Origin of the sequence: Streptomyces clavuligerus, assembly GCF_005519465.1 — a bacterium.
In the GTDB taxonomy this organism is placed as follows: domain Bacteria; phylum Actinomycetota; class Actinomycetes; order Streptomycetales; family Streptomycetaceae; genus Streptomyces; species Streptomyces clavuligerus.
Window position 1 is genome coordinate 6,617,000 of record NZ_CP027858.1, and the last position, 19,184, is coordinate 6,636,183.

At 75.4% G+C, this 19,184-nt stretch carries 16 protein-coding genes; 6 read left to right on the plus strand and 10 right to left on the minus strand.

The features are described 5' to 3' along the window. Nucleotides 1-291 precede the first annotated feature (291 nt). Together CRV15_RS27805 and CRV15_RS27810 are read left to right on the plus strand one after the other, a co-directional pair. Complete coding sequence (locus CRV15_RS27805; RefSeq protein WP_003959233.1) at nt 292-1,335, plus strand: chymotrypsin family serine protease; 1,044 nt, start codon at nt 292-294, stop codon at nt 1,333-1,335. Nucleotides 1,336-1,635: 300 nt separating this feature from the next. Then, nucleotides 1,636-2,109 carry a hypothetical protein gene (locus CRV15_RS27810; RefSeq protein WP_003959232.1) on the plus strand — a complete coding sequence of 158 codons (474 nt, stop codon included), beginning with the start codon at nt 1,636-1,638 and terminating at the stop codon, nt 2,107-2,109. A 78-nt stretch (nt 2,110-2,187) separates the two neighbouring features. On the opposite strand, the gene CRV15_RS36065 is transcribed toward CRV15_RS27810, so the two are convergent. Next, nucleotides 2,188-2,364, minus strand: a complete 177-nt coding sequence (locus CRV15_RS36065; protein ID WP_009995063.1) for a hypothetical protein — start codon at nt 2,362-2,364, stop codon at nt 2,188-2,190. Nucleotides 2,365-3,184: 820 nt separating this feature from the next. Here CRV15_RS36065 and CRV15_RS27815 point away from each other — a divergent pair. Beyond that, nucleotides 3,185-3,670, plus strand: a complete 486-nt coding sequence (locus CRV15_RS27815) for a hypothetical protein (protein WP_009995061.1) — start codon at nt 3,185-3,187, stop codon at nt 3,668-3,670. Here CRV15_RS27815 and CRV15_RS27820 read toward each other — a convergent pair. Together CRV15_RS27820 and CRV15_RS27825 are read right to left on the minus strand one after the other, a co-directional pair. Further along, nucleotides 3,631-4,251, minus strand: a complete 621-nt coding sequence (locus CRV15_RS27820) for a helix-turn-helix domain-containing protein (protein WP_003959230.1) — start codon at nt 4,249-4,251, stop codon at nt 3,631-3,633. The genes CRV15_RS27815 and CRV15_RS27820 overlap by 40 nt on opposite strands. 153 nt (nt 4,252-4,404) lie before the next feature. Continuing rightward, nucleotides 4,405-5,196: an SAM-dependent methyltransferase gene (locus CRV15_RS27825; RefSeq protein WP_003959229.1), complete on the minus strand. Its 792-nt coding sequence runs from the start codon at nt 5,194-5,196 to the stop codon at nt 4,405-4,407. A 54-nt stretch (nt 5,197-5,250) separates the two neighbouring features. On the opposite strand from CRV15_RS27825, the gene CRV15_RS27830 reads away from it, so the two are divergent. The 3 genes from CRV15_RS27830 (at nt 5,251) to CRV15_RS27840 (ending at nt 7,953) form a co-directional block, all read left to right on the plus strand. Next, on the plus strand, nt 5,251-5,445 hold the full coding sequence (locus CRV15_RS27830; protein ID WP_003959228.1) for a hypothetical protein: 195 nt from the start codon (nt 5,251-5,253) through the stop codon (nt 5,443-5,445). Nucleotides 5,446-5,535: 90 nt separating this feature from the next. Then, a complete protein-coding gene (locus CRV15_RS27835; RefSeq protein ID WP_003959142.1) occupies nt 5,536-6,642 on the plus strand; it encodes a polyprenyl synthetase family protein in 1,107 nt (368 codons plus the stop codon). 147 nt (nt 6,643-6,789) lie between these two features. Further along, nucleotides 6,790-7,953 carry a zinc-binding metallopeptidase family protein gene (locus CRV15_RS27840; protein ID WP_003959227.1) on the plus strand — a complete coding sequence of 388 codons (1,164 nt, stop codon included), beginning with the start codon at nt 6,790-6,792 and terminating at the stop codon, nt 7,951-7,953. A gap of 65 nt (nt 7,954-8,018) precedes the next feature. Here the strand turns inward: CRV15_RS27840 and CRV15_RS27845 are convergent, their stop codons facing one another. The 7 genes from CRV15_RS27845 to CRV15_RS27875 form a co-directional block, all read right to left on the minus strand. Then, the gene (locus tag CRV15_RS27845) at nt 8,019-9,914 is read right to left on the minus strand and encodes an ABC transporter ATP-binding protein (protein WP_009995052.1); all 1,896 of its coding nucleotides are present in this window, start codon (nt 9,912-9,914) and stop codon (nt 8,019-8,021) included. 450 nt (nt 9,915-10,364) lie between these two features. Then, entirely contained in the window at nt 10,365-10,628 is a 264-nt protein-coding gene (locus tag CRV15_RS27850) for a DUF6225 family protein (RefSeq protein ID WP_003959223.1), read from the minus strand. A 108-nt stretch (nt 10,629-10,736) separates the two neighbouring features. After that, nucleotides 10,737-12,953 (minus strand): ATP-binding protein, encoded by a 2,217-nt coding sequence (locus CRV15_RS27855; RefSeq protein ID WP_009995050.1) that lies wholly within the window; start codon nt 12,951-12,953, stop codon nt 10,737-10,739. A 396-nt stretch (nt 12,954-13,349) separates the two neighbouring features. Then, nucleotides 13,350-15,362, minus strand: coding sequence for a hypothetical protein (locus CRV15_RS27860; protein WP_003959220.1), 2,013 nt, complete (start codon nt 15,360-15,362; stop codon nt 13,350-13,352). Beyond that, nucleotides 15,362-15,901, minus strand: coding sequence for a hypothetical protein (locus CRV15_RS27865; protein WP_003959219.1), 540 nt, complete (start codon nt 15,899-15,901; stop codon nt 15,362-15,364). Before CRV15_RS27865 ends, CRV15_RS27860 begins: the two co-directional genes overlap by 1 nt. Beyond that, entirely contained in the window at nt 15,898-17,046 is a 1,149-nt protein-coding gene (locus CRV15_RS27870) for a hypothetical protein (RefSeq protein WP_003959218.1), read from the minus strand. Before CRV15_RS27870 ends, CRV15_RS27865 begins: the two co-directional genes overlap by 4 nt. Then, nucleotides 17,043-19,184, minus strand: coding sequence for a hypothetical protein (locus tag CRV15_RS27875; RefSeq protein WP_003959217.1), 2,142 nt, complete (start codon nt 19,182-19,184; stop codon nt 17,043-17,045). The genes CRV15_RS27870 and CRV15_RS27875 overlap by 4 nt, the downstream gene beginning before the upstream one ends.

Genomic DNA, 19,184 nt, shown 5'->3' on the forward strand with positions numbered 1-19,184 from the left:
TGTGACCCCGGCTCGTACGGGCGGCGGGCGCTCCCCGAGTGCTGCTATTGACGCCCTTATGGGGCCTTCGCGCCTTCCGTGGCTTCTGGGCGACTGTCAAGAATGTCTCTGTCGTCCCTTCCGTCCGGTGCGCGAGTTTCGGGGTCTCCGGCGCTCCCGGGTGCCGTCCGGTGTTTCCGGCGCGGTCCGGCGTTTCTCCCGGCGTTTCTTCCGGTGCGGAGGGGGCCGCTGTCGGCGCGTCAGTTCACGGCCGCCCGGGGTCCACCCCGGGCGCCATCCGAGAGGATTGTCATGCGCAAAGCAAAAAGGACCTTGATCGGCGCTCTCGCCGCCGCCGCTCTGACCCTCACCACCCTGGGCATGTCCCAGGCCCAGGCGACAGGAGGGGAGAAGTCCCGTGAACCGCTCGGGGCGAGCACCACCAGAAGCCCGGGCCCGGCACCCGACGCGGCGGCCCCGGCGGCTCTCGCCGCACCCGGGGCCGCCGGGGCCCTGGACATGATCCAGCGCAGAATCGCCGCCTATGTCGAGGCCCACGGCACCCAGTACGGCTTCGGCAGCTACGTCGACGGCACCAGCGGGCAGATCGTCCTCCAGACCGACGCGCCCGAGCATGTCGTCGCCGAACTGACCGCGCTGCCCGGCGCGTCCGCCGCCGAGAGCGCCGCCGTCGAGGCGATCCGGCTGGTCGGCGAGGCGCCGTCCGACAACTTCGGCCGACGGGACGACTCCCCGCCCTTCTACGGCGGCGGCGGCCTCGCGGCGGCCGGTTTCCTCTGTTCCTCCGGCTACGCCGTCACCAACGCGGCGGGCACCTCGTTCATGAGCACCGCCGGACACTGCTGGGCCAACGGCACCACCGTCACCACCGAGTCGGGCCGCTACACCTACGGCACCGTCTCCAACCGGCATCTGCCCCCCGTCACCGGTGACGCGATCGACGTGGAGCTGATCGGCGGCCAGTCCTACGCGGGCCGCACCTTCACCGGCGGCGTCGACAGCAGCACCAGCATCCCCGTGGTCTCCGCCGGATCGGCGTCCGTCGGCTACAACGACTACTGCCACAGCGGCCGGACCACCGGTGAGAACTGCGGCCACACCGCCACCAGCATCACCGGCCAGGTGTGCACCCAGACCGGCTGTAAGAGCCCCGTCATCGTCTACACCGGCGGCACCATCTCGCAGCCGGGCGACTCCGGGGGCACCTTCTACGCGAAGAACAGCTCCGGCTCGTACATCCGGGGCCATGTCATCGCGGGCAGCAGCACCACCGGATACGCCGAGCCCTGGACCGAGGTCGCCCGGGTGCTCGGGGTCTCCATCGTGACCGGCTGACCGGCTGACCGGCTGACCCGGGCCCGCCCGGTCGTCCACGGCGGCCGGGCGGCACGGCGGACCGCCCCTTCCTCCCGGGGGAGGGCCGGCCCGTCCGGCCGCCGCCATGGGAACTCGCCATGGGAACTCGCCATGGGAACACGTCAGGGAAACACCGCAGCGGGGACGCCGACCGCACGGGGTCTGTCGAACGGACGCTGTCACACGAACTGAACGTAGCCAATCGGCGTTATCACCCGTGTCGGTGACCCTCGGTGTGTGCAGAGGGCGCCCGCCCCGTGTGCGCGGGACGGTGGGCGAATGCGCCATCGGAACACTCTTCCCGCCCTCCTCGCCACCGCCGTGCTCGGTCTCACCGGGTGTGTGTCGGTGAAGCCCGCGCCTGCGGCGGGGCCGGAGGCTCCGCGACCGGTTCCGGCGGGGCACCGGTCCGACCTTCCGGAGCCGGCGGAGCAGCCCCGGCGCACGGCGTCGCCCGCGCCCGGGACACCGGCTCCGCCGGCCGTCGCGCCGGACCTCCCCGCGCCCCGGACCACCACCGGCGGCGGCCCGCCGCCCCGGCGCGAGCCCGAGCCGCCCGTGGCCGGGATCCCGCACCTCGCGTCCGACCTGCCCGCCCGGCAGCCCGCCGCGCCCGCGCGGCCGAACCCCCGCATCCGGCCCAAGCCGTCCGCGTCCCCGTCCGTCACCTACGACATGCGGGTCCTGTGCGACGTCTCCGACGGCATCGCCGCCCCGGCCGTCACCAGCGCCTGCCGGGGCGCCTACCGCTGAACGGGCCCCGCGCGCACGGCGGCCCCGGACGCGCGCACGCGCCCGGGGCCGTCGGACGGATCGTCGGCGGACCGGCCGTCAGCGGGTCGCCGGCAGGGTGCCCGGGGTGTACGGGCGCACCACCGGCCCCTGGGGGCCTCCCGGGCGGATGATGCGGTCGAGATCCCGCAGTGTGCGTTCCGCCTCCCGGCGGACCTCGGTGGGGATATCGCCCAGCTCCGCGACGAGCCGGTCGTAGATCGGCGCCTCCTGCACGGCCAACCCGTCCTTTCCCTGGCTGAATATCTGACTGATTTCTGACTGAACGTCTGGGTCCCGCACCGCGTCCGTGTGCCGGAAGCGGCCGACTGAGTCTACGGACGCCGGACGGGGCCCGCCGCACCCGGTCCGCCATCCGGACGACATCCGGGCGCCATCCGCTGTCCGTCCGCCGCTCTTCGGCCGCCCGTCCACTGCCCCTCGCGCTGCCCGTCCGTCGATCGTCCACGGGCTTGCGCTGCCCGTCCACCGCCTGTCCGTGGCCCCGTCCGCCGCTCCTCGGGCGTCTCGCCCGCCGGCTCCCCGCCACCCGCGCGCGGCCCGTACGGAGCCCGGGGCGGCCCGCCGGGAGCCCGTTTCCCCGGTGCTGCCGCCACCGCCCCGCGCGCGGTGCCCGGGGCCCCGCCCCGCGTCGGCGCGGCCTCGCCGAACCACCCGTTCCGTATGACGGTCCGTCCGCTTCCTCACCGCGGGATGGCTTTCCTCCCCACCCTGGCGTTCTCGTCGCTCCCAGGTGATCAGCGAGATATGCGCACGATGGGGGGATGCCTCATGGAGCCGCGCGGGTGCTCCCGAGGGGGGACCACCGCGCCCGGAGCCGCCCCTTCCGGTGTGCGCCCGCGAACGATTCCGGCCCCCGGCTTCGACCACCCGCCGCGCACCCCCGGCGGGGCACGGCGGCGCGCGGGACGCCGACAGGGCCGAACAGGCCGCGGCAGGGGCACCGTTGACGGGACGGAATCGGCATGTCAGCGTCAGGTCGCGCATCGCTTGTCGGGTTCCCGCCAACCGGGCGGGACACAGGGAGGGGAACGTCATGACCGCACGCCGCACCGGACGCGCACGCCGTACCGCACTTGTTCCGGCCATCGCCCTCGTCGCCGCCGGAGCCCTGCTCACGGTCGGCACGGTGAGCACGGCCCAGGCCGCCCAGCACCGTCCCGGGGCGCCCGCCGCCGTCCAGCCCCTCCAGGCCGAGCCGACCGCGGAGGAGCAGGAGCGGCTGCGTGAGATCGCCGGGGCGATATGGACCCCGCAGCTCGCGGCGGGCTGGAACATGAACGCGGAGGTCGCGAACGTCCTCTCGGAGGCGACCGAGCGCATCCTCACGTGTTCCGAGGCGTTCGCGCTGGTCCCGAGGCCCGCGCCGTGGATGCCCGGACTGAGCTATCTGGTGAAGTACTGGAAGAACCTGAAGGACTACTTCCTGGTGGTCAAGGACAACCGCACCTACCGTGCCTGCGTGGTCTCCACCGCCGCCTACTACCGGTCCATCATCGAGATGGCGTCCGCGGGCATCTGAGCCCCCGTACGCCCCGGAACCACGGGCGGGGAATCCCGCGAAGGCTCCGGTGACGGTGTCGGCGGCACGGCGGGCGAGCGCGCCGGGGGCCGACCGGCCGTGCGCCCCGGCCGCAGTTCCCGGGGCGCCGTCCCATAGGCGGCCCGGAACGCCCGGCTGAACTGCGCCGGGTGCCGGAATCCCCAGCGGGCGGCGATCTCGGTGATGGTGCGGGACCGCTGCCGGGGGTCGGCCAGATCGGCCCGGCAGCGCTCCAGCCGACGGCGGCGGATCATGGCGCTCACGGTCTCCGGCTGCCCCCGGAAGAGCAGATGCAGGGACCGCACCGACATGTGGTGGTGCGCCGCGATCCCGCCAGGACCCAGCGCGGGATCGCCGAGACGGCGATCGATGAAGGCGCTGATCCGTTCCACCAGCTCCGCCCGGCCGCCCGGGCCCCGGGGCCCGGCCCGGGAGGAGACCGCCAGTACGCACATGACCTCGTGCAGCAGCTCCGGCGGTACGAGCACGGCCACGGCACCCCCGGGGCGCGGTGCGCCCGGCGCGCCCGCGGCGAGGGTGTTTCCCGGCCTCCGGTCCATCGGCTTCCCCCTGGTGACGGCGGTCCGCTGCCGCGACGGCTCCCGGCACCATCGTGGAGCCGGGAGCCGGTCCGCGCGGGCCCCTGGGAGGCCGCCACCGGAAAGCAACCGGAACACATCCGTGAAACGGCCCGGCGGTGGGGCGGGGGCGGTCTACGGCTTGACGCCCACAAAACCCCACTGGTCGACCGGCGCGCCGGTGAGCGGCGCGTCCGGCCGCCACAGGCTGATCGAGCCGAAGCCCGGCTCGATCAGCTCCAGGCCCTCGGTGAACGAGCGCACGGTGTCCGCGGGCCGCGAGACATAGGGGAGCGCGCCGCCCTCCGCGTAGTCGTCGGACGCGGCGCGGGACTCCGGGGTCTCGATGGTGTCGCACAGGATGAGGCAGCTCCCCGAGGGCAGGGCGTCGAGGTAGGAGCGGAGCAGGTCCCGCGCCGCGCCGTCGTCGATGACATGCCCCAGCGTCGACAGCAGCATCAGCGCCACCGGACGGGACAGGTCCAGGGTCGCAGTGGCCTCCTTCAGCACGGTGGCGGAGTCCGTCAGGTCGGCGTGCACATAGTTGGTCGCGCCCTCGGGCCTGCTGACCATCAGGGCCCGCGCGTGGGCCAGCACGATCGGGTCGTTGTCGACATAGACGATCCGCGCGTCCGCCGCCGCCTCCTGGGCGACCTCGTGCGTGGAGTTGGCGGTCGGCAGCCCGGTGCCCAGGTCGAGGAACTGCCGTATGCCCCGCTCCAGGACGAGATGGCGCACCGCCCGCGCCTGGAACCGCCGTGAGGCCCGGGCGATGTCGATGATCTGCGGGTAGGACTCCGCGAGCTGTGCGCCCAGCTCCCGGTCCACGGGGTAGTTGTCCTTGCCGCCCAGCCAGAAGTTCCACATCCGTGCCGAGTGCGGTGTGCTGGTGTCGATGTGGGTACCGGGTGCCTGACCTGCGTTCATCACGTTCTCCTCACTCGGCCCCGTGCGGTTCGTCAGGGGCACCCCATTGTCACCATGCGCCCCGTCAGCTCCGACGCCACCCCCCTGACACCCGCCCTGACGATCCACCCCGGCCCTGTCCCCGGCAACTGCGGTGCCGGGCGCGGGCCGTACCGGACGGCCCTGCTCCGCACGGGGCCCGAGAAGGGCTTGTTCATGACAAGTATCAGGCTGAACGTCGCCTTCTCCTCCCAGGTCACCGCCTTGTAGGTTCCCTGCGACAGGCGAGACCCCGGGGTTCGAGGACGCTCCGGGGGACGGGACTTCCCCCACCCGGCTCACCCGCCCCCGAGGAGTGAGATGTCCGCCATGGCCGAACCCGGCTCCCTGGCTCCCTCCGGCGCCCCCGACCCGGACCTCCCGGGCATCCGGACCGCCGTCGAACGGACTCTGGACGACTTCCTGGACGGCAAGGCGCGTGACGCGGAACGCGACGACATGCCGCCGGAGGTCATCGGCACCCTGCGGGACTTCGTCCTGCGCGGCGGCAAGAGGCTGCGTCCCCTGCTCTGCGCCTGCGGCTGGTACGCGGCGGGCGGCACCGGCGACCCGACAGCCGTGGTCCGGGTGGGCGCCGCCCTGGAGCTGTTCCACGCCTTCGCCCTCGTCCACGACGACCTCATGGACCGCAGCGCCACCCGCCGGGGCCGCCCGGCCGTCCACCGCGCCCTCGCCGACCGGTACCGGAGCACCCGCGACCACGCGACGGCGGAACGCCTCGGCGTGGGCTCCGCGATCCTCCTCGGCGACCTCGCCTGCGTCTGGTCCTGCGAACTCCTCCACACCGCCCCGCTGACCCCCCGGCAGTTCTCCGCCCTGCTCCCGGTCGTCCACGCCATGCGGACCGAGGTCATGTACGGGCAGTACCTCGATCTGCTCGCCACCGGAGAGCCCACGGCCGATGTCCGGGGCCCGCTCAGGGTCGCCCGTTACAAGACCGCCACCTACACGTGCGAACGCCCCCTGCACGCGGGTGCCGCCCTCGCCGGGGGCCCCGAGGCGGTCCTCGACGCCTGTACGGCCTACGCCCTGCCGCTGGGGGAGGCGTTCCAGCTCCGCGACGACCTCCTCGGTGTCTTCGGCGACCCGCGCGCCACCGGGAAGTCCCGCCTCGACGACCTCCGCGAGGGCAAGCACACCGCCCTGGTGGCCCTCGCCCTCGACCAGGGCGACCCCGGGCAGCGGGCCGAACTGCTCCGGCTCGTCGGCGATTCCGAGCTGGACGAGCGCGGCGCCGCCCGGGTCCGCGCCCTCCTCACCGGCACCGGCGCCCGCGCCGGGGTCGAGCACATGATCCGGGCCCGCCGCGCCCAGGCCCTGCACGCCCTGTGCACCGCGCCGTTCCCGCCCGCCGTGGCGGCCGTCCTGCGCGACCTCGCCGACTCCCTCACCGAACGGTCCGCCTGAAGGAGGGGGCGGAGAACACAGAAGAGAACAGAAGGAGGGGGGCGAGGAGCACAGCCAGCGAAAATCGGCCGGGGCGTGCAACCATCGGCGGCCGTCGGCGGTCTTCCCCGTGATCACGTTCGTGGTCGTGCTCATGAGGAGAACGTCATGTCCGCCCTGCGCAAGACGCTGACCGCCACCGCCGTCGTCACTCTGACCGTGACGGGTTCCGCCGCCTGCGGCACGGTGGAGAACCTGTCCGCGGCCCAGAAGATCGACCGGGCCTTCGGCAGGCTCGGGGAGGAGAAGTCCCTCTCCTTCGAGATCGGCCTGAACGCCGACGCGGCGACCCTGCGGGCCCTGGACTCCGGCGCGGAGCCCGGCGACGAGCTGTCCCGGCCGTTCGCCGAGCTGCTGAGCGAGGCCCGGGTCACTGTCTCCGTGGAGTCCGCGAAGCCGCTCAAGGACTCCGGTGAGAAGGACCTCAAGGGCATCGCCGTGAAGGTCGCCGACGCCCGGAGCGAGCTGGCCGAGTACCGGCTCGTCGACGAGCACGTCTATGTCCGTGCCGACGCCGAGGCGTACGCGAAGCTGGCGGGCTTCCCCCTCCCGGACCCGGCCGGCCTGCCCCGGGAGGCCGGAGCCCTCGGGAAGGCCCTGAAGGGCGAGTGGCTGAAGTTCCCCGTCAAGGACTTCCGGCAGGGGAGGGGCGGCGGCGAGCGCGAGCGGCTCGGCGTGAAGGAGCAGCGGAAGTACGCCGGGCTGCTGGCGGGCGTCATCTCCCGCGAGGTCCGGTTCACGACCGCGCGGGGCACGGACGGCGCCGAGACCGTCAAGGCCACGGCCTCCCTCCGGGCCCTGGTGACCGGCCTGGTCGAGGAGGTGCGCCCGCTCTCGGGGAAGCTGCGGCAGCCCGGTGCGCTGCCCACGGCCAAGGAGCTCAAGGAACTGCCCGCCGAGAAGGTCACCGCCGACTTCTCCCTGAGGAACGGTGCGCTGGAGAAGGTCTCCGTCGACCTCGCGAAGCTGACGAGGAAGCCCGCGGTCACGACGTTCGGCCTGGAGCTGGCCTTCGGTGAGGGCGGGAAGGTCACGGCGCCCGCCGGGGCCCACGCCGTCACCGTCGAGGAGCTGATGGCCGCCCGTGTCGCGGGGGCCGGGAGGTCCCTCCTGGAGGAGGCGGGCGTCCCCGCCGGGGACGAGCAGTCCCCGGAGGAGTTCGCCGAGGAGTTCTCCGAGAAGTTCTCCGGGGAGTTCCCGGAGGAGTTCCCCGAGGAGGGCGTCGAGTTCAGCGAGGGCGGCAGCTTCTCCTGGAGCGAAGCGAAGGCGTGACGCCCCGGTGCCCGGCCCCCCCTTCCGGGGGTGCCGGGCACCGTCGTACCGGCGGACGCGCGGGGTCAGACCCCCGCCGCGGCCCCCGTCGCGGCGTCCTGCCGCTCCGTCCCCGCGAACTGGGTCCGGTACAGCTCCGCGTACCGGCCGTCCGCCGCGAGCAGCCCCTCGTGGGTCCCGCGCTCCACGATCCGTCCCCGCTCCACCACCAGGATCTGATCGGCCGCGCGCACGGTCGACAGCCGGTGGGCGATGACGACCGCCGTACGGCCCTCCAGCGCCTCGGCCAGCGCCTCCTGCACCGCCGCCTCCGAGGTGTTGTCCAGGTGCGCGGTCGCCTCGTCCAGGATCACCACCCGCTGCCGGGCGAGCAGCAGCCGGGCGATGGTCATCCGCTGCCGTTCACCGCCCGACAGCCGGTAGCCGCGCTCGCCGACGACGGTGTCCAGGCCGTCGGGCAGCGCCCGCACCAACTCGTCGAGGCGGGCCCTGCGCAGCGCGTCCCACAGCTCGTCCTCCTCGGCCTCCGGGCGGGCGAGCAGCAGGTTCTCGCGGACGGACTCATGGAACAGATGCCCGTCCTGGGTGACCATCCCCAGCGTCCGGCGCAGCGACGCGGTGGACAGGTCCCGTACGTCGGTCCCGCCGATCCGCACCGCGCCCGCGTCCACGTCGTACAGCCGGGGCAGCAGCGCGGCGATCGTCGACTTCCCCGCGCCGGACGAGCCGACGAGGGCGACCGTCTGCCCGGGTTCGGCGCGGAAGGAGATCCCGCGCAGCACCTCGTCGCCGCCCCGGGTGTCGAGCGAGGCCACCTCCTCCAGGGAGGCGAGGGAGACCCGGTCGGCCGACGGATAGCCGAACCGTACGCCGTCGAACTCCACCGACACCGGGCCGTCCGGCACCTGCCGGGCGTCCGGCTTCTCCTGGACGATCGGGTCCAGGTCCAGCACCTCGAAGACCCGCTCGAAGCTCACCAGCGCGCTCATCACGTCCACCCGGGCACCCGCCAGCGAGGTCAGCGGCGCGTACAGCCGGGTCAGCAGCAGGGCGAGCGCCACCACCGCGCCCGGTTCCAGGCTGCCCCGCAGCGCGTAGTAGCCGCCGAGGCCGTAGACCAGCGCGAGGGCGAGCGCGGAGACCAGGGTGAGGGCGGTGATGAAGACGGTCTGCGCCATCGCGGTGCGGACCCCGATGTCCCGGACCCGTCCGGCGCGCGCCGCGAACTCGGCGGACTCGTCCTGCGGCCGTCCGAACAGCTTGACCAGGGTGGCGCCGGGCGCCGAGAACCGCTCGGTCATCCGGGTGCCCATGGCCGCGTCCAGGGCCGCCGCCTCCCGCTGGAGCACGGCCATCCGCCGCCCCATCCGCCGGGCGGGCACCACGAACACCGGCAGCAGCACCAGGGCCAGCAGGGTGATCTGCCAGGACAGCGTGAGCATCACGGCGAGCGTCAGCGCCAGCGTCACCACATCGCTCACGACCGAGGAGAGGGTGGTGCTGAACGCGCGCTGGGCGCCGATCACATCGTTGTTGAGACGGCTGACGAGGGCTCCGGTACGGGTCCGGGTGAAGAAGGCGACGGGCATCCGCTGGACATGGTCGAAGACGGCCCGCCGCAGATCCAGGATGAGGTTCTCGCCCAGTGAGGCGGAGAGTCTGCGCTCCACCAGTCCGAGGCCCGCCTCCGCCACCGCGATCACGGCGATGATCAGGGCCAGCCGGACGACGGTGCTCCGTTCGCCCTGGGAGACGATCGTGTCCACCACCCGCCCCGCGAGGACGGGGGTGGCGACCGCCAGCAGCGCCGTGACCACGCTGAGCAGGACGAACCAGCCGATAGGGCGGCGGTGCGGGCGGGCGAAACCGGCGATCCGGCGCACGGTCGCGCGGGTGAGGGCGCGCCGGTCGCCCTGCGCGCGCATGACGGACTGAAGCTGTATCCAGGCGGTGGTCTCCATGCTCATGACGACGACCGTAGAAACTCGACCGCGGTTGAGGTCAAGCGCGGCGGCCGGGAGGGCCGATGACCGGGGTCCGGCGCGTGCGGCTCGGAGCGGACGGAGGCGGAACGGACGGAGGGGGCACCGCAGGAGGAGCGGACGGAGGGGGCACCGCAGGAGGAACGGGCGGGGAGGGAGCGGACGGAGAAGGCGGCCGAGGAGGCGTTACCCCTCTTCCCCTTCATCGGTTCGGCGTCCGGCCCCGTGACCTCCAGGCGGAGCGGCTGAGGGAGAGTACCCCCGTGGTCCGGGTCCGGCCGGCCGACGGGACACCGGTCTGGGCGGTCCTCGGGCACGCCGCCGTCCCGTCATCGGACACACGGGTGTGGACGACGGGCCCGCCGGGAGCCTTCCGGCGGGCCGTGCCGTGCGGGGGAGAGATACGGGCGCCCGGGGCGCGGCGGCGGGTCAGACCGGATCGGGCTCGTACTGGCCGGCCTTGTAGTCCGCGAAGAGCGTGTACTCGACCAGGGTGCTCGGGGCCCCGCCACCGGGGGAGTCCTTCTCCACCTCGTCAAGGCTCACCAGGGCGTACTCGCTGTATCCGGCGAAGTCCCCGGGGCCGTCCGCGACCGCGACATGGAGCGGGGTGTCGTCGGGCAGCCCGGTGAGCGCCTGCCGGAGCTGCCCCGCGGTCCACACCTGTGGAGTGTGGTCAAAGATTTTGGTCATGAGACGACGCTACTCGCGCGCGCCCCGCCCGCCCGGTTCCCGCGCCGGACACGGAGACCGGTCGTCCCCCGGGCGGATCACCCCACGCCGGGGGCGCGGCGCGCCCCCTCAGCCGTCCTCCCGCAGCATCCCGGCGTACTCCGCCAGCTCCGACGGCCGCAGCAGCCGGGCCTCCCGCTGGAACTGCCGCGCCACGCCCCGGACGACGTCCCGCATCGCGATCACCGTGCCGTCGCCGTCCCCGGTGTCGCCGTCCGCCGCCCGCAGCGCGGCCGTCCGGGCGGCGGCGGCGATGCCCGCGCCGGTCATGTCCAGCCGGGCGAGGGCGTCGAGGTCGACATCGGGGGCGAGCGGGGCCTCCGGCGGGAAGGCCAGGGACCACAGCCGCCGCCGCTCGGGGACCGCCGGGCGGGGGAAGTGGACCACGAAGTGGAACCTGCGGGTGAAGGCCGGGTCGATGTTCTCCTTCAGATTGCTCGTCAGGATCACCAGACCGTCGCTGGTCTCCAGCCGCTGGAGCAGATAGCCGACCTCCAGATTGGCGTACCGGTCCGTTCCCTGCTTCACCTCGCCCCGCTTGCCGAAGACCGCGTCGGCCTCGTCGAACAGCAGCACCGCGTGGCTCTCCTCGGCCTGCCGGAACGCGGCCTCCAGATTCTTCTCCGTCTCACCCACCCACTTGGAGATCACCTGCGCCAGATCCACCTTCAGCAGCTCCAGCCCCAGCATCCCCGTGACAATCTCCGCGGAGAGCGTCTTGCCGGTCCCCGACTCCCCGGTGAACAGGGCCTTCACCCCGCCGTACGCGGAGCGCCGCGCGAAGCCCCAGCGCTCCGCGACCCGGGGCCAGGCCCGGAACGCCGAGGCGATCTCCTGGATCTGCCGGGCCTGCGACTGCGGCAGCACCAGGTCGTCGAGCGTGCGCCGGGGGGTGATCGCCTGCACGGCGCTGCCGCCCCGGCCCCGGGTCACCGTGGCCACCGCGGGCTCCACATGCCCGGTGACCGGCTCGGGGCGCCCGTTGCCCGCCAGCCGTGCCCCCGCCCCGGCGACCGACGCCACCGCGCGCAGCTCCCCGCCGCTCATCCGGTAGCGGATCGCCAGATCCTCCAGCAGCTCCCCGGCGAGCTGCGGCAGCGCGGCCGACCACATGGCCCGGCGGTCCGTCAGACCCGGTGCCGGAACGGTGACCTCCGCGTAGGCCCGTGCCGCCAGCAGCCCGGCGGGCCGCCACGGCCGCGCCCCCGTCAGACAGACCGGGGTCCGGGACCGCAGCAGAACGGAGCAGACGGCGGCGGCCGGGTCGGCGCCCCCGCCCGCGAGGGGCCCGTCCCCGATGGCGCCCCCGTGCAGTCCGTCGACGGGAATCCACAGCAGCGCGCCCAGCACGGCCGCCGTCCGGATATCGGCCTCGATGTCGGACGTCAGCCGCCGCACCGGCCGCCCCGCCGCGTGCGCCAGCGCCTGGACGGCGTCGGGCTGACCGCCCGGCGGGCAGCCCCACAGCCCCGCCAGATCGATGCTCCCCGCCCCCAGCGCCCGGCCCAGCCGGGTCAGTTCCGCCGACGACGGGTACGGCGGCAGCACACCGGAACCAGAACCGGAACCGGTGGCGGAACCGGAACCGGGCACCTCGCCCGGGTCGTGGCCGAGCAGCCCCACGTCCCCGCCCCAGCCCAGCAGGAACGCGAACACACCCGGGCCGGGGACGAGTTCCTGGGCCGCCTCCAGCGGGGCCCGGCCCTGCGCGCGGAGCAGCCCGTACCGCCGCAGCGGCGCCTCGGGCAGCAGGGCGCGCCGCCGGGCCAGCCGCTGGGCCGGGGTGCGCGCGCCGACCGAGGCGAGGAGTTCCACACTGGGCAGTCGGCGGCTGAGCTGGTCCACGACATAGGCGTAGACGCGCTCGTACCCCTGGTCGAACTCGGGCGCCACGGCCAGCAGCAGCGCGTCCTGCTCACCGCGGCCCAGGCCGAACCGGGTGGCCAGCGCGTCCAGCGGCAGGGCCACCCCCTCGGCGGACGCCCGCCGCCGCAGCTCCCGTTCGGCCACCGGCTCCGGTTCCTGCGGCGGCGGGGCACCCGACAGGAGCCCGCCCAGCGCGGCGGCGGCCCCGTCCACCTCCTCCAGCACCACGGCCACTTCGTCGTCCGTCACGCAGTACGGCACCAGGTCCGGCCTGCTCAGCCGCGCCGACACGGCGGCCCGTCGCGCGACGGCCTCCCGCAGCTCCCCGTGGAGCGCGGTCAGCCGGAGCCGGAGGTGTTCCACGGCCCAGGTGCTGGTGGGCCGCCCGGTCGGTGGGTGGTGCCCCTCGTGGGGGTGCATGTCCGTCACCCCCGGGTGGTGACCGTGGCGCGGCGGGCGGGTGTGCGGCGGCGGGTCCCGCCGGGTGCGGTGCGGGTGGGCATCGGTGTCGTCCCCCTGGGGTGGTGGGCGGTGTGCGGTGCGGATGGGCGCGATGGCCGGTTTCCGGTGGTGGCCGGGGTGCGGTCCGCCCGGCCGTGGCGGTGGGGCGGTCCGTCGTGCGGCGGTCTGCCGCCGCTCTTTCGCGGAGCGCGGCGGTCGGGTGCCGGAGGTGTTCCGCGGTGCGGGTGCCGGTGGGTGGGTGAGTGGTGTCCGGGGCGGGGGTGCATGTCCGTCACTCCCGGGTGGTGACCGTGGCGCGGCGGGCGGGTGTGCGGCGGCGGGTCCCGCCGGGTGCGGTGCGGGCGGACACGGCGGTCAGCCCCCGGTGAAGGTCAGGGTCCGGCCGTCCAGCCACACCACGTCGCGGACGTCCGCCAGCAGACCGCCGCGGAGCAGATCGGTGTGGCGGCGGCCCAGCGGAATCCGGACGCGGACCGTGTCGGGGCCGAAGCGCACCACCGCGTCCAGGTCGGCGAGGCGGCGCAGCGCCGTCACCGGGTCCGGGGTCTCCCGGTCGCGCCACAGGGTCCAGGCGAGTGTGCTCAGGCCCAGCGCGGCGGCCAGCGTCACACTGCGCTCCAGGGCGCCGCCGGGGTCGAGCGGCACCGCCCGCCGCTCCGTGACCAGGGCCCGTACCAGCTCCGTGACCCGTTCGGCGTGGCCGGGCAGGGCCCGGGCGAGCCGGGGGTCCGGCGGCTGCCCCGCCGACGCCCACAGCGGCCGTCGGCCGGCCAGCCGGACCAGGGGCTCCCCGCGCAGGGGCCGGATGCCGGTGAGCAGCCGCGCACCCCCGGCGGCGAGTGCGCCGAGGACACCCGGCGGGGGAGGGACGCCGCACACCAGCACGGGCGGGGAGCCGCAGCCGCGCCAGTGCGGCAGCAGCCCGGCCGCGTCCGCCGACCAGGCGACCGGGAACAGCCCCTGGGCGTCCAGCAGCAGCACTCCGCCGTCGCCGTCCACGCCGGTGAGCAGCAGCGGTTCGGCGGGATCGTGTCCCCGGCCCACCGCGAGCGCCAGCACGCCGTCGAGCGCCGGGAGAGCGGGCCGGGCCCGGCGGGCGAATCCGGCCAGGTACTCCTCCGGCAGCGGACCGGGCAGCCCCGCGAACACCGCCGCCGCCTCGGTGTCCCGCTGTTCGCGCCGCCAGCCCCGCGCGGTCGTCCCCAGCACCTTGTACGCGAGGGCCACCGCGAAACAGGGCGCGTCCCCGGCCGCTTCGGCGGCGGCCAGGGCCGGTCCGACCGCGTCCAGATAGCCGATCCGGGCCAGTGGCCCGGCGAGCAGGAACGGCAGCGCGGACCATATCGGGACCTCACCGGCGGTCCGGGGGGCGCCGAGCGCTGGGGCCCCGCCGGGACGGGCGGAGGGGGCGGGGCCGCCCGTCTCCGGGGCCGTGTCCCGCGGGGGCTCCCCGGGCGGTACCGCCCCTCCCAGGGCCTCGGCGAGCAGCAGCAGCCCCCCGGGGTCGGCGACCGCCGCGAGCGCGGAGCAGAGCCGGGACGGATCGCCCGCGTCCGGCCGTCCGGCCGTGTCCGCCAGCAGCCGGGCCGCGGCGGCGGCGCCGTCCCGCGCGAGCACGGCGGCCACCGCGCGGGCCCCGGCGTCCGGGTCCGGTCCGCCCGCGGCGGCGGTGGCCGCCCGGGAGCCGTCCGGTTCCGCCTCGGGGCCGTCACCGCCGCTGTCCGGTTCTCCGCCCCCGGGCGGACCCGCGGACGCCGGGGTCCGGGACCGCCGGGCCAGTTCGGCGAGCAGCCGTCCGGCGGGACCGGGGTCCGGGGCCGCCCCGCCCCCGGCGCCGTTCCCCCCGGGCCCCGGGGGCGGGGCGCCCTCGGCGAGCAGCGCCCGCAGCCAGCCCCGGAGCGAGTCGTCCGGCAGCAGCGCCAGCAGGGCGCCCAGCTCGTCCCGTTCGGCGAGTTCCGCGAAGAACGCCGAGGGCGACAGCGGCGACCAGGACCGGTCCGCCGCCCGCAGCGACTCCTCGAAGGAGAGTCCGGGAGCGGCGGCGCCCGCCCCGGGGCCGCTGTCGTCCGGCAGCGGCGGCGGTGTGTCGAAGGCGGCCGTGAGGGGCGCCGTGCCGCCGTGCGCGGGCCCGGTGCCCGACGCGGACACCGTCACGGCCACCGGCCCGGTCAGCTCCAGATCCGGCCCGTCCCCGGGCAGCACTCCGGCGAAGTGCTCCGCGAGGAGCCCGGGGAGGGCGTCGACGACCCGGTCCACCAGCCCGCGCGGATCGGGCCCCCAGCTCCAGCCGCCGCTTCGGACCACGGTCACCGTGCACCGGCGCACCTCGATCTCCAGGGGCGCGGCCCCGGACGCGGGCACCGTCATCACGTCGCCCGCGCCTGCTGGAGCCGCCCCGCCCAGCCGGCGGCCAGCACCAGCACCCCGTAGGTCCCGGCGGGGACCGACAGCGCGAGCGTCACCCGGGTCTGCCCCTGCCCGATCACCCCCCGCAGCGAGAGGGTCTCCTGTTCGTCCGCGACCAGCGCCGACACGGCGGTGGCCGCCGCGGCGGGCTGCGGCAGATCCACCGTGAGACCGCTCCTCGTCAGCGTGATGGCCGAATTCCAGCCGGTCAGCCGTACCAGGGTGGGCCGGGGCCTGCCGTCCGCCGTCTCCACACCGAAGGACAGCGGCTCCGTGAGCGCGCCGGGTTCCTCGTCCACCGCCACCGCGGCCAGCCGGGCCGCGGGCAGCGTCACGGACAGGACGCGGCCCTCCGCCGTCGGGACCCGCAGCGGCAGGGCCCGGCCGACGAGCGCGGCCACATCGGCCACGGCGCCCGGCCCGGTCAGCGCGAGCGCGCCGACGACATGGCCGGTCTCCTCCCAGTGGACGGCGGACAGACGGGTGGGGGAGAGACTCATGCCCCGTCACCTCCCGGGTTCGCGGCGACCGTCGCGAGGACGAGGAAGTCCACCGCCCCGGGCAGATCCACCGGCGGCGGACTGCCGGTCGCCCTGGGGTCGTACAGCCGGATCAGACAGCGCACCCTGCGGTCGGGGTCGACGGCCACCTCCACCGGGCTGAAAAGCGTCGTCCGGGTGGGGAGCGCCGGCACCCGGGGCGTGACGCGGACATGCACCACCACCCGGCCGTCGGCGACCTGTTCGGGGGTGACACCGGACGGCAGCGGCAGCAGCATGCCGTCGCTCGCCGTCCCCGAGGCCACCACGGTGCTGCCGACCGACATCCGGCCGCTGAAGCTGCCCTCGATCGACAGATTCCCGTTGGCCGCCACCGTCATCAGCGGGGTGACCGCGCCGCCGCCCCCGTACAGGCCGAAGACCAGGTCCGGCGGATCGCCGCCGGACAGCATCAGCACCGGCCTGCCCTCCTGGGGCTCCCGGCCCGTGCGCAGGGTCAGCGTCCCCGAGGGGGCGGACACGGTGTCCGCGCGCACCCCGGCCCCACGGGGCGCGACGCCGCGCGCCCTGGTCTCCACGCCGGAGAAGTGGCCGTTCGTCCACCGGACATAGCCCAGCAGGATCAGCCAGCGCGCGGGCGGCGCCGCCAGGGGCTCGCCGACCGGCGGCTGCGGCTGCTCGGCCACCAGCCGTTCCTCGCCGAGACGCCCGAAGAGGACCTGGTAGGACTCCTCCACCCGGGTCCGCCCGGCCGCGGCGCCGCAGACATCCGGCCGGGGGTCCCCGGCGGGCTCCGTGTCGGCCGAGGTCAGGAAGACCGGATACGGCTCGTCCGTGGGCCGGTCCGCCCCGTTGACCGCCTCGAAGTCGCTCTCCCGCAGCACCACGGGAGCGGTGACGACGATCTCCCGGCCGGTGCCGTCGACGGCGACGCCCGCCGCCACGCTCACCTCGACGAAACGGTCGTTCGTCAGCGGGTCGGTACGGGGCCGGGTGACGAGGGCCAGCCCTTCGGCGATGCCCCAGTCGTGCAGATGCCGGACATGGCGGGCCGTCGCCCCGCGCGCGTGCTCCACCGTGGCCGCCAGATCCGCGGCGGACAGGATCTGCCCCTCGTGGAACGCGGGTCGCAGCGGGCCCGTCACGGCGTCCCACCCGCCGTGCCGCCGCTGGTGCCGTCGGCCGTGCCCGGCGCGGTGCCGCCGGTCGCCGTGCCGGGCGGCGCGCCCTCGACGTCCCCGCCCGAACCCCGGGCCGTGGACCTCCGCCCCGCGGAGCGCGGGGCAGCGGCCCCCGGAGCCGCCCCCTTCGCGGCGGCGGCCCCGGTCGCCCTGGTACCGGCGGTCTTCGCGGGGGTCCGCGCGGCCGTCTTCTGCGCCGCCCCGGCCGATCGGGTCCGCCTGGCGGGCGGGGCGGGCGCCTGCTCCCGCGCCGACTGCTCCAGCGCGTCGAGGCGCGCCCCCAGCTCCCGGGCCCCGTCCAGCTCCCGCCGGGCCTCCGTCAGCCGGGTGCGCACCCCGTCCAGCGCGGCCGTCAGCTCCTCCACCCGCGTGCCGAGCGCGGCGAGTTCGTCCACCTGCCGCGGCGGGAGGAACTGCTTCCGCAGCTCTCTCGGCGGGCTCTCCCCGGGGCCCGGGGTCAGCAGCAGGAGCAGTATCTCCTCCAGATCCCCGGTCCGCTTCCACTCCTCCAGCAGCCGGTCCGCGTACGGCCGGGGCACCGGCCCCTCGGGCGGGATCTCCGGCCGCGGGTACGGGGGGACGGGCACACAGCACAGCCGCCGCGCCAGCTCCCGCAGCCGCGGCAGCTTCTGGAGCCACTCGCCGTACGCCGACCCGCCCGGCAGCACCTGCTCGCGGTCGGCGGAACAGACCTCGACCACGTCGCAGCCGTCCAGCCGGACCCGGGCGAGCAGCACATCCGTGTCCGAGCAGCTCTCGCACGGCGGGCTCAGCGTCGCGCACGCCGCCCCCGTGACGAACCGGCGCACCGCCCGCGACAGCGCGGCGGCGGCGTCCGCGAGCGCGCGCAGCTCGGCGATGCCCCCCGGCAGCGGGCTGTCCTCCCGGGGCGGCGGCAGCGGCGGCGGCACCTCGACCGCGGTGACATCGCGGCGCAGCGCGCAGTCCGTGACACCGGTGGTCCGGTCGAGCCGGCCCAGCAGCCACTCCCGGATCAGGGTGAGTTCCGCGCGGAACTCCACCCGCAGTGAGTGGCTCAGAGGGGTCCCCTGCGCCAGCATCCGGACCTCCACCGGGGCCTCCCGCTCCCCGGCGCCCGTGACCAGCCGCGCCCGGGTCTCGCTGACGACCGCGCGGGCGATCGAGGCGTGCAGCGGGCTCGGCCAGACCGGGCCGCCGACCCCGGCGAGCCGGGCGCAGACCGCCCCCAGCACCGTCCGGGCGTCCGGCACCGCGGAGAGGACGGGGTGGTCGCGGACCAACTGCTGCTGCCCGGCCGGGTCGTAGGTGTCGAACCGGGCCACGGCCGCGGCCAGCGCCCGCACCTGCTCCATCAGCTCCCGCGCCAGCTCCGCGGGCGGTGTCCCGCCGGAGATCTCCGGCCGCAGCCGGTCCATCGCGGCCGTGAACCGCTGGGCGTCCACCGCGTCGAAGAGGAAGGTCCGGCCCGGCGCCGACACCGCCGCGTACAGGGCGTCCAGATAGCGGGTGAGCCGCTCGTCGCGGTCGCGGACGTCGTCGGCGGCCGGGCGGTCCCCGAGCGCCGCCAGCAGCTTCGTACCCGGGTTGTACCGGTGGTCGTCGGGGTCCTCGCAGCCGACCACGAACCGGTGGCCCTCCCGCACCCGGGAGGGCACGCACCCCGGCGAGGGGCAGGGCTCCTCGGTGGCGTACGGGGCCACCGGGTCCACCGGCAGCTCCTCGTACCGCACATACAGGCCGTAGCGGCGGGCACCCTCGTCCTCGCAGGGGTCCTCGCAGTCGACCCCGAGGGCGGCGATCCGCCGCTCCCGCACCAGCGCCCGGACATCGACCCGCTCGGCGCACTGCACCACGATGTCGTGGCCCGCGCAGTCCAGCGCGTGACCGGGCGTCACCACCACGGTCCCGCCGCCGCACGGGTCACAGCCCACGTCGAGGCCGCGGACCACCCCGGGCCCGTACAGCGAGCGGTGGTGCAGCCTGCTCTTCGCCGTCATGTAGTCGACCAGCAGCCCGAGGTCGTCCTCGGTCAGCAGCTGACCGGCGAAGAACCGGGGCCGGACGAAGGAGGACGGCAGGGGCGGGGTGCCGTCGCAGCCGCATCCGCATCCTGTGGCCAT

Coding starts and splice junctions, on each gene's coding strand:
- CRV15_RS27805 (WP_003959233.1), top strand. CDS start 292: ATGCGCAAAGCAAAAAGGACCTTGATCGGCGCTCTCGCCGCCGCCGCT.
- CRV15_RS27810 (WP_003959232.1), top strand. CDS start 1,636: ATGCGCCATCGGAACACTCTTCCCGCCCTCCTCGCCACCGCCGTGCTC.
- CRV15_RS27815 (WP_009995061.1), top strand. CDS start 3,185: ATGACCGCACGCCGCACCGGACGCGCACGCCGTACCGCACTTGTTCCG.
- CRV15_RS27820 (WP_003959230.1), bottom strand. CDS start 4,251: ATGGACCGGAGGCCGGGAAACACCCTCGCCGCGGGCGCGCCGGGCGCA.
- CRV15_RS27825 (WP_003959229.1), bottom strand. CDS start 5,196: ATGAACGCAGGTCAGGCACCCGGTACCCACATCGACACCAGCACACCG.
- CRV15_RS27830 (WP_003959228.1), top strand. CDS start 5,251: ATGCGCCCCGTCAGCTCCGACGCCACCCCCCTGACACCCGCCCTGACG.
- CRV15_RS27835 (WP_003959142.1), top strand. CDS start 5,536: ATGTCCGCCATGGCCGAACCCGGCTCCCTGGCTCCCTCCGGCGCCCCC.
- CRV15_RS27840 (WP_003959227.1), top strand. CDS start 6,790: ATGTCCGCCCTGCGCAAGACGCTGACCGCCACCGCCGTCGTCACTCTG.
- CRV15_RS27845 (WP_009995052.1), bottom strand. CDS start 9,914: ATGGAGACCACCGCCTGGATACAGCTTCAGTCCGTCATGCGCGCGCAG.
- CRV15_RS27850 (WP_003959223.1), bottom strand. CDS start 10,628: ATGACCAAAATCTTTGACCACACTCCACAGGTGTGGACCGCGGGGCAG.
- CRV15_RS27855 (WP_009995050.1), bottom strand. CDS start 12,953: ATGCACCCCCACGAGGGGCACCACCCACCGACCGGGCGGCCCACCAGC.
- CRV15_RS27860 (WP_003959220.1), bottom strand. CDS start 15,362: ATGACGGTGCCCGCGTCCGGGGCCGCGCCCCTGGAGATCGAGGTGCGC.
- CRV15_RS27865 (WP_003959219.1), bottom strand. CDS start 15,901: ATGAGTCTCTCCCCCACCCGTCTGTCCGCCGTCCACTGGGAGGAGACC.
- CRV15_RS27875 (WP_003959217.1), bottom strand. CDS start 19,184: ATGGCCACAGGATGCGGATGCGGCTGCGACGGCACCCCGCCCCTGCCG.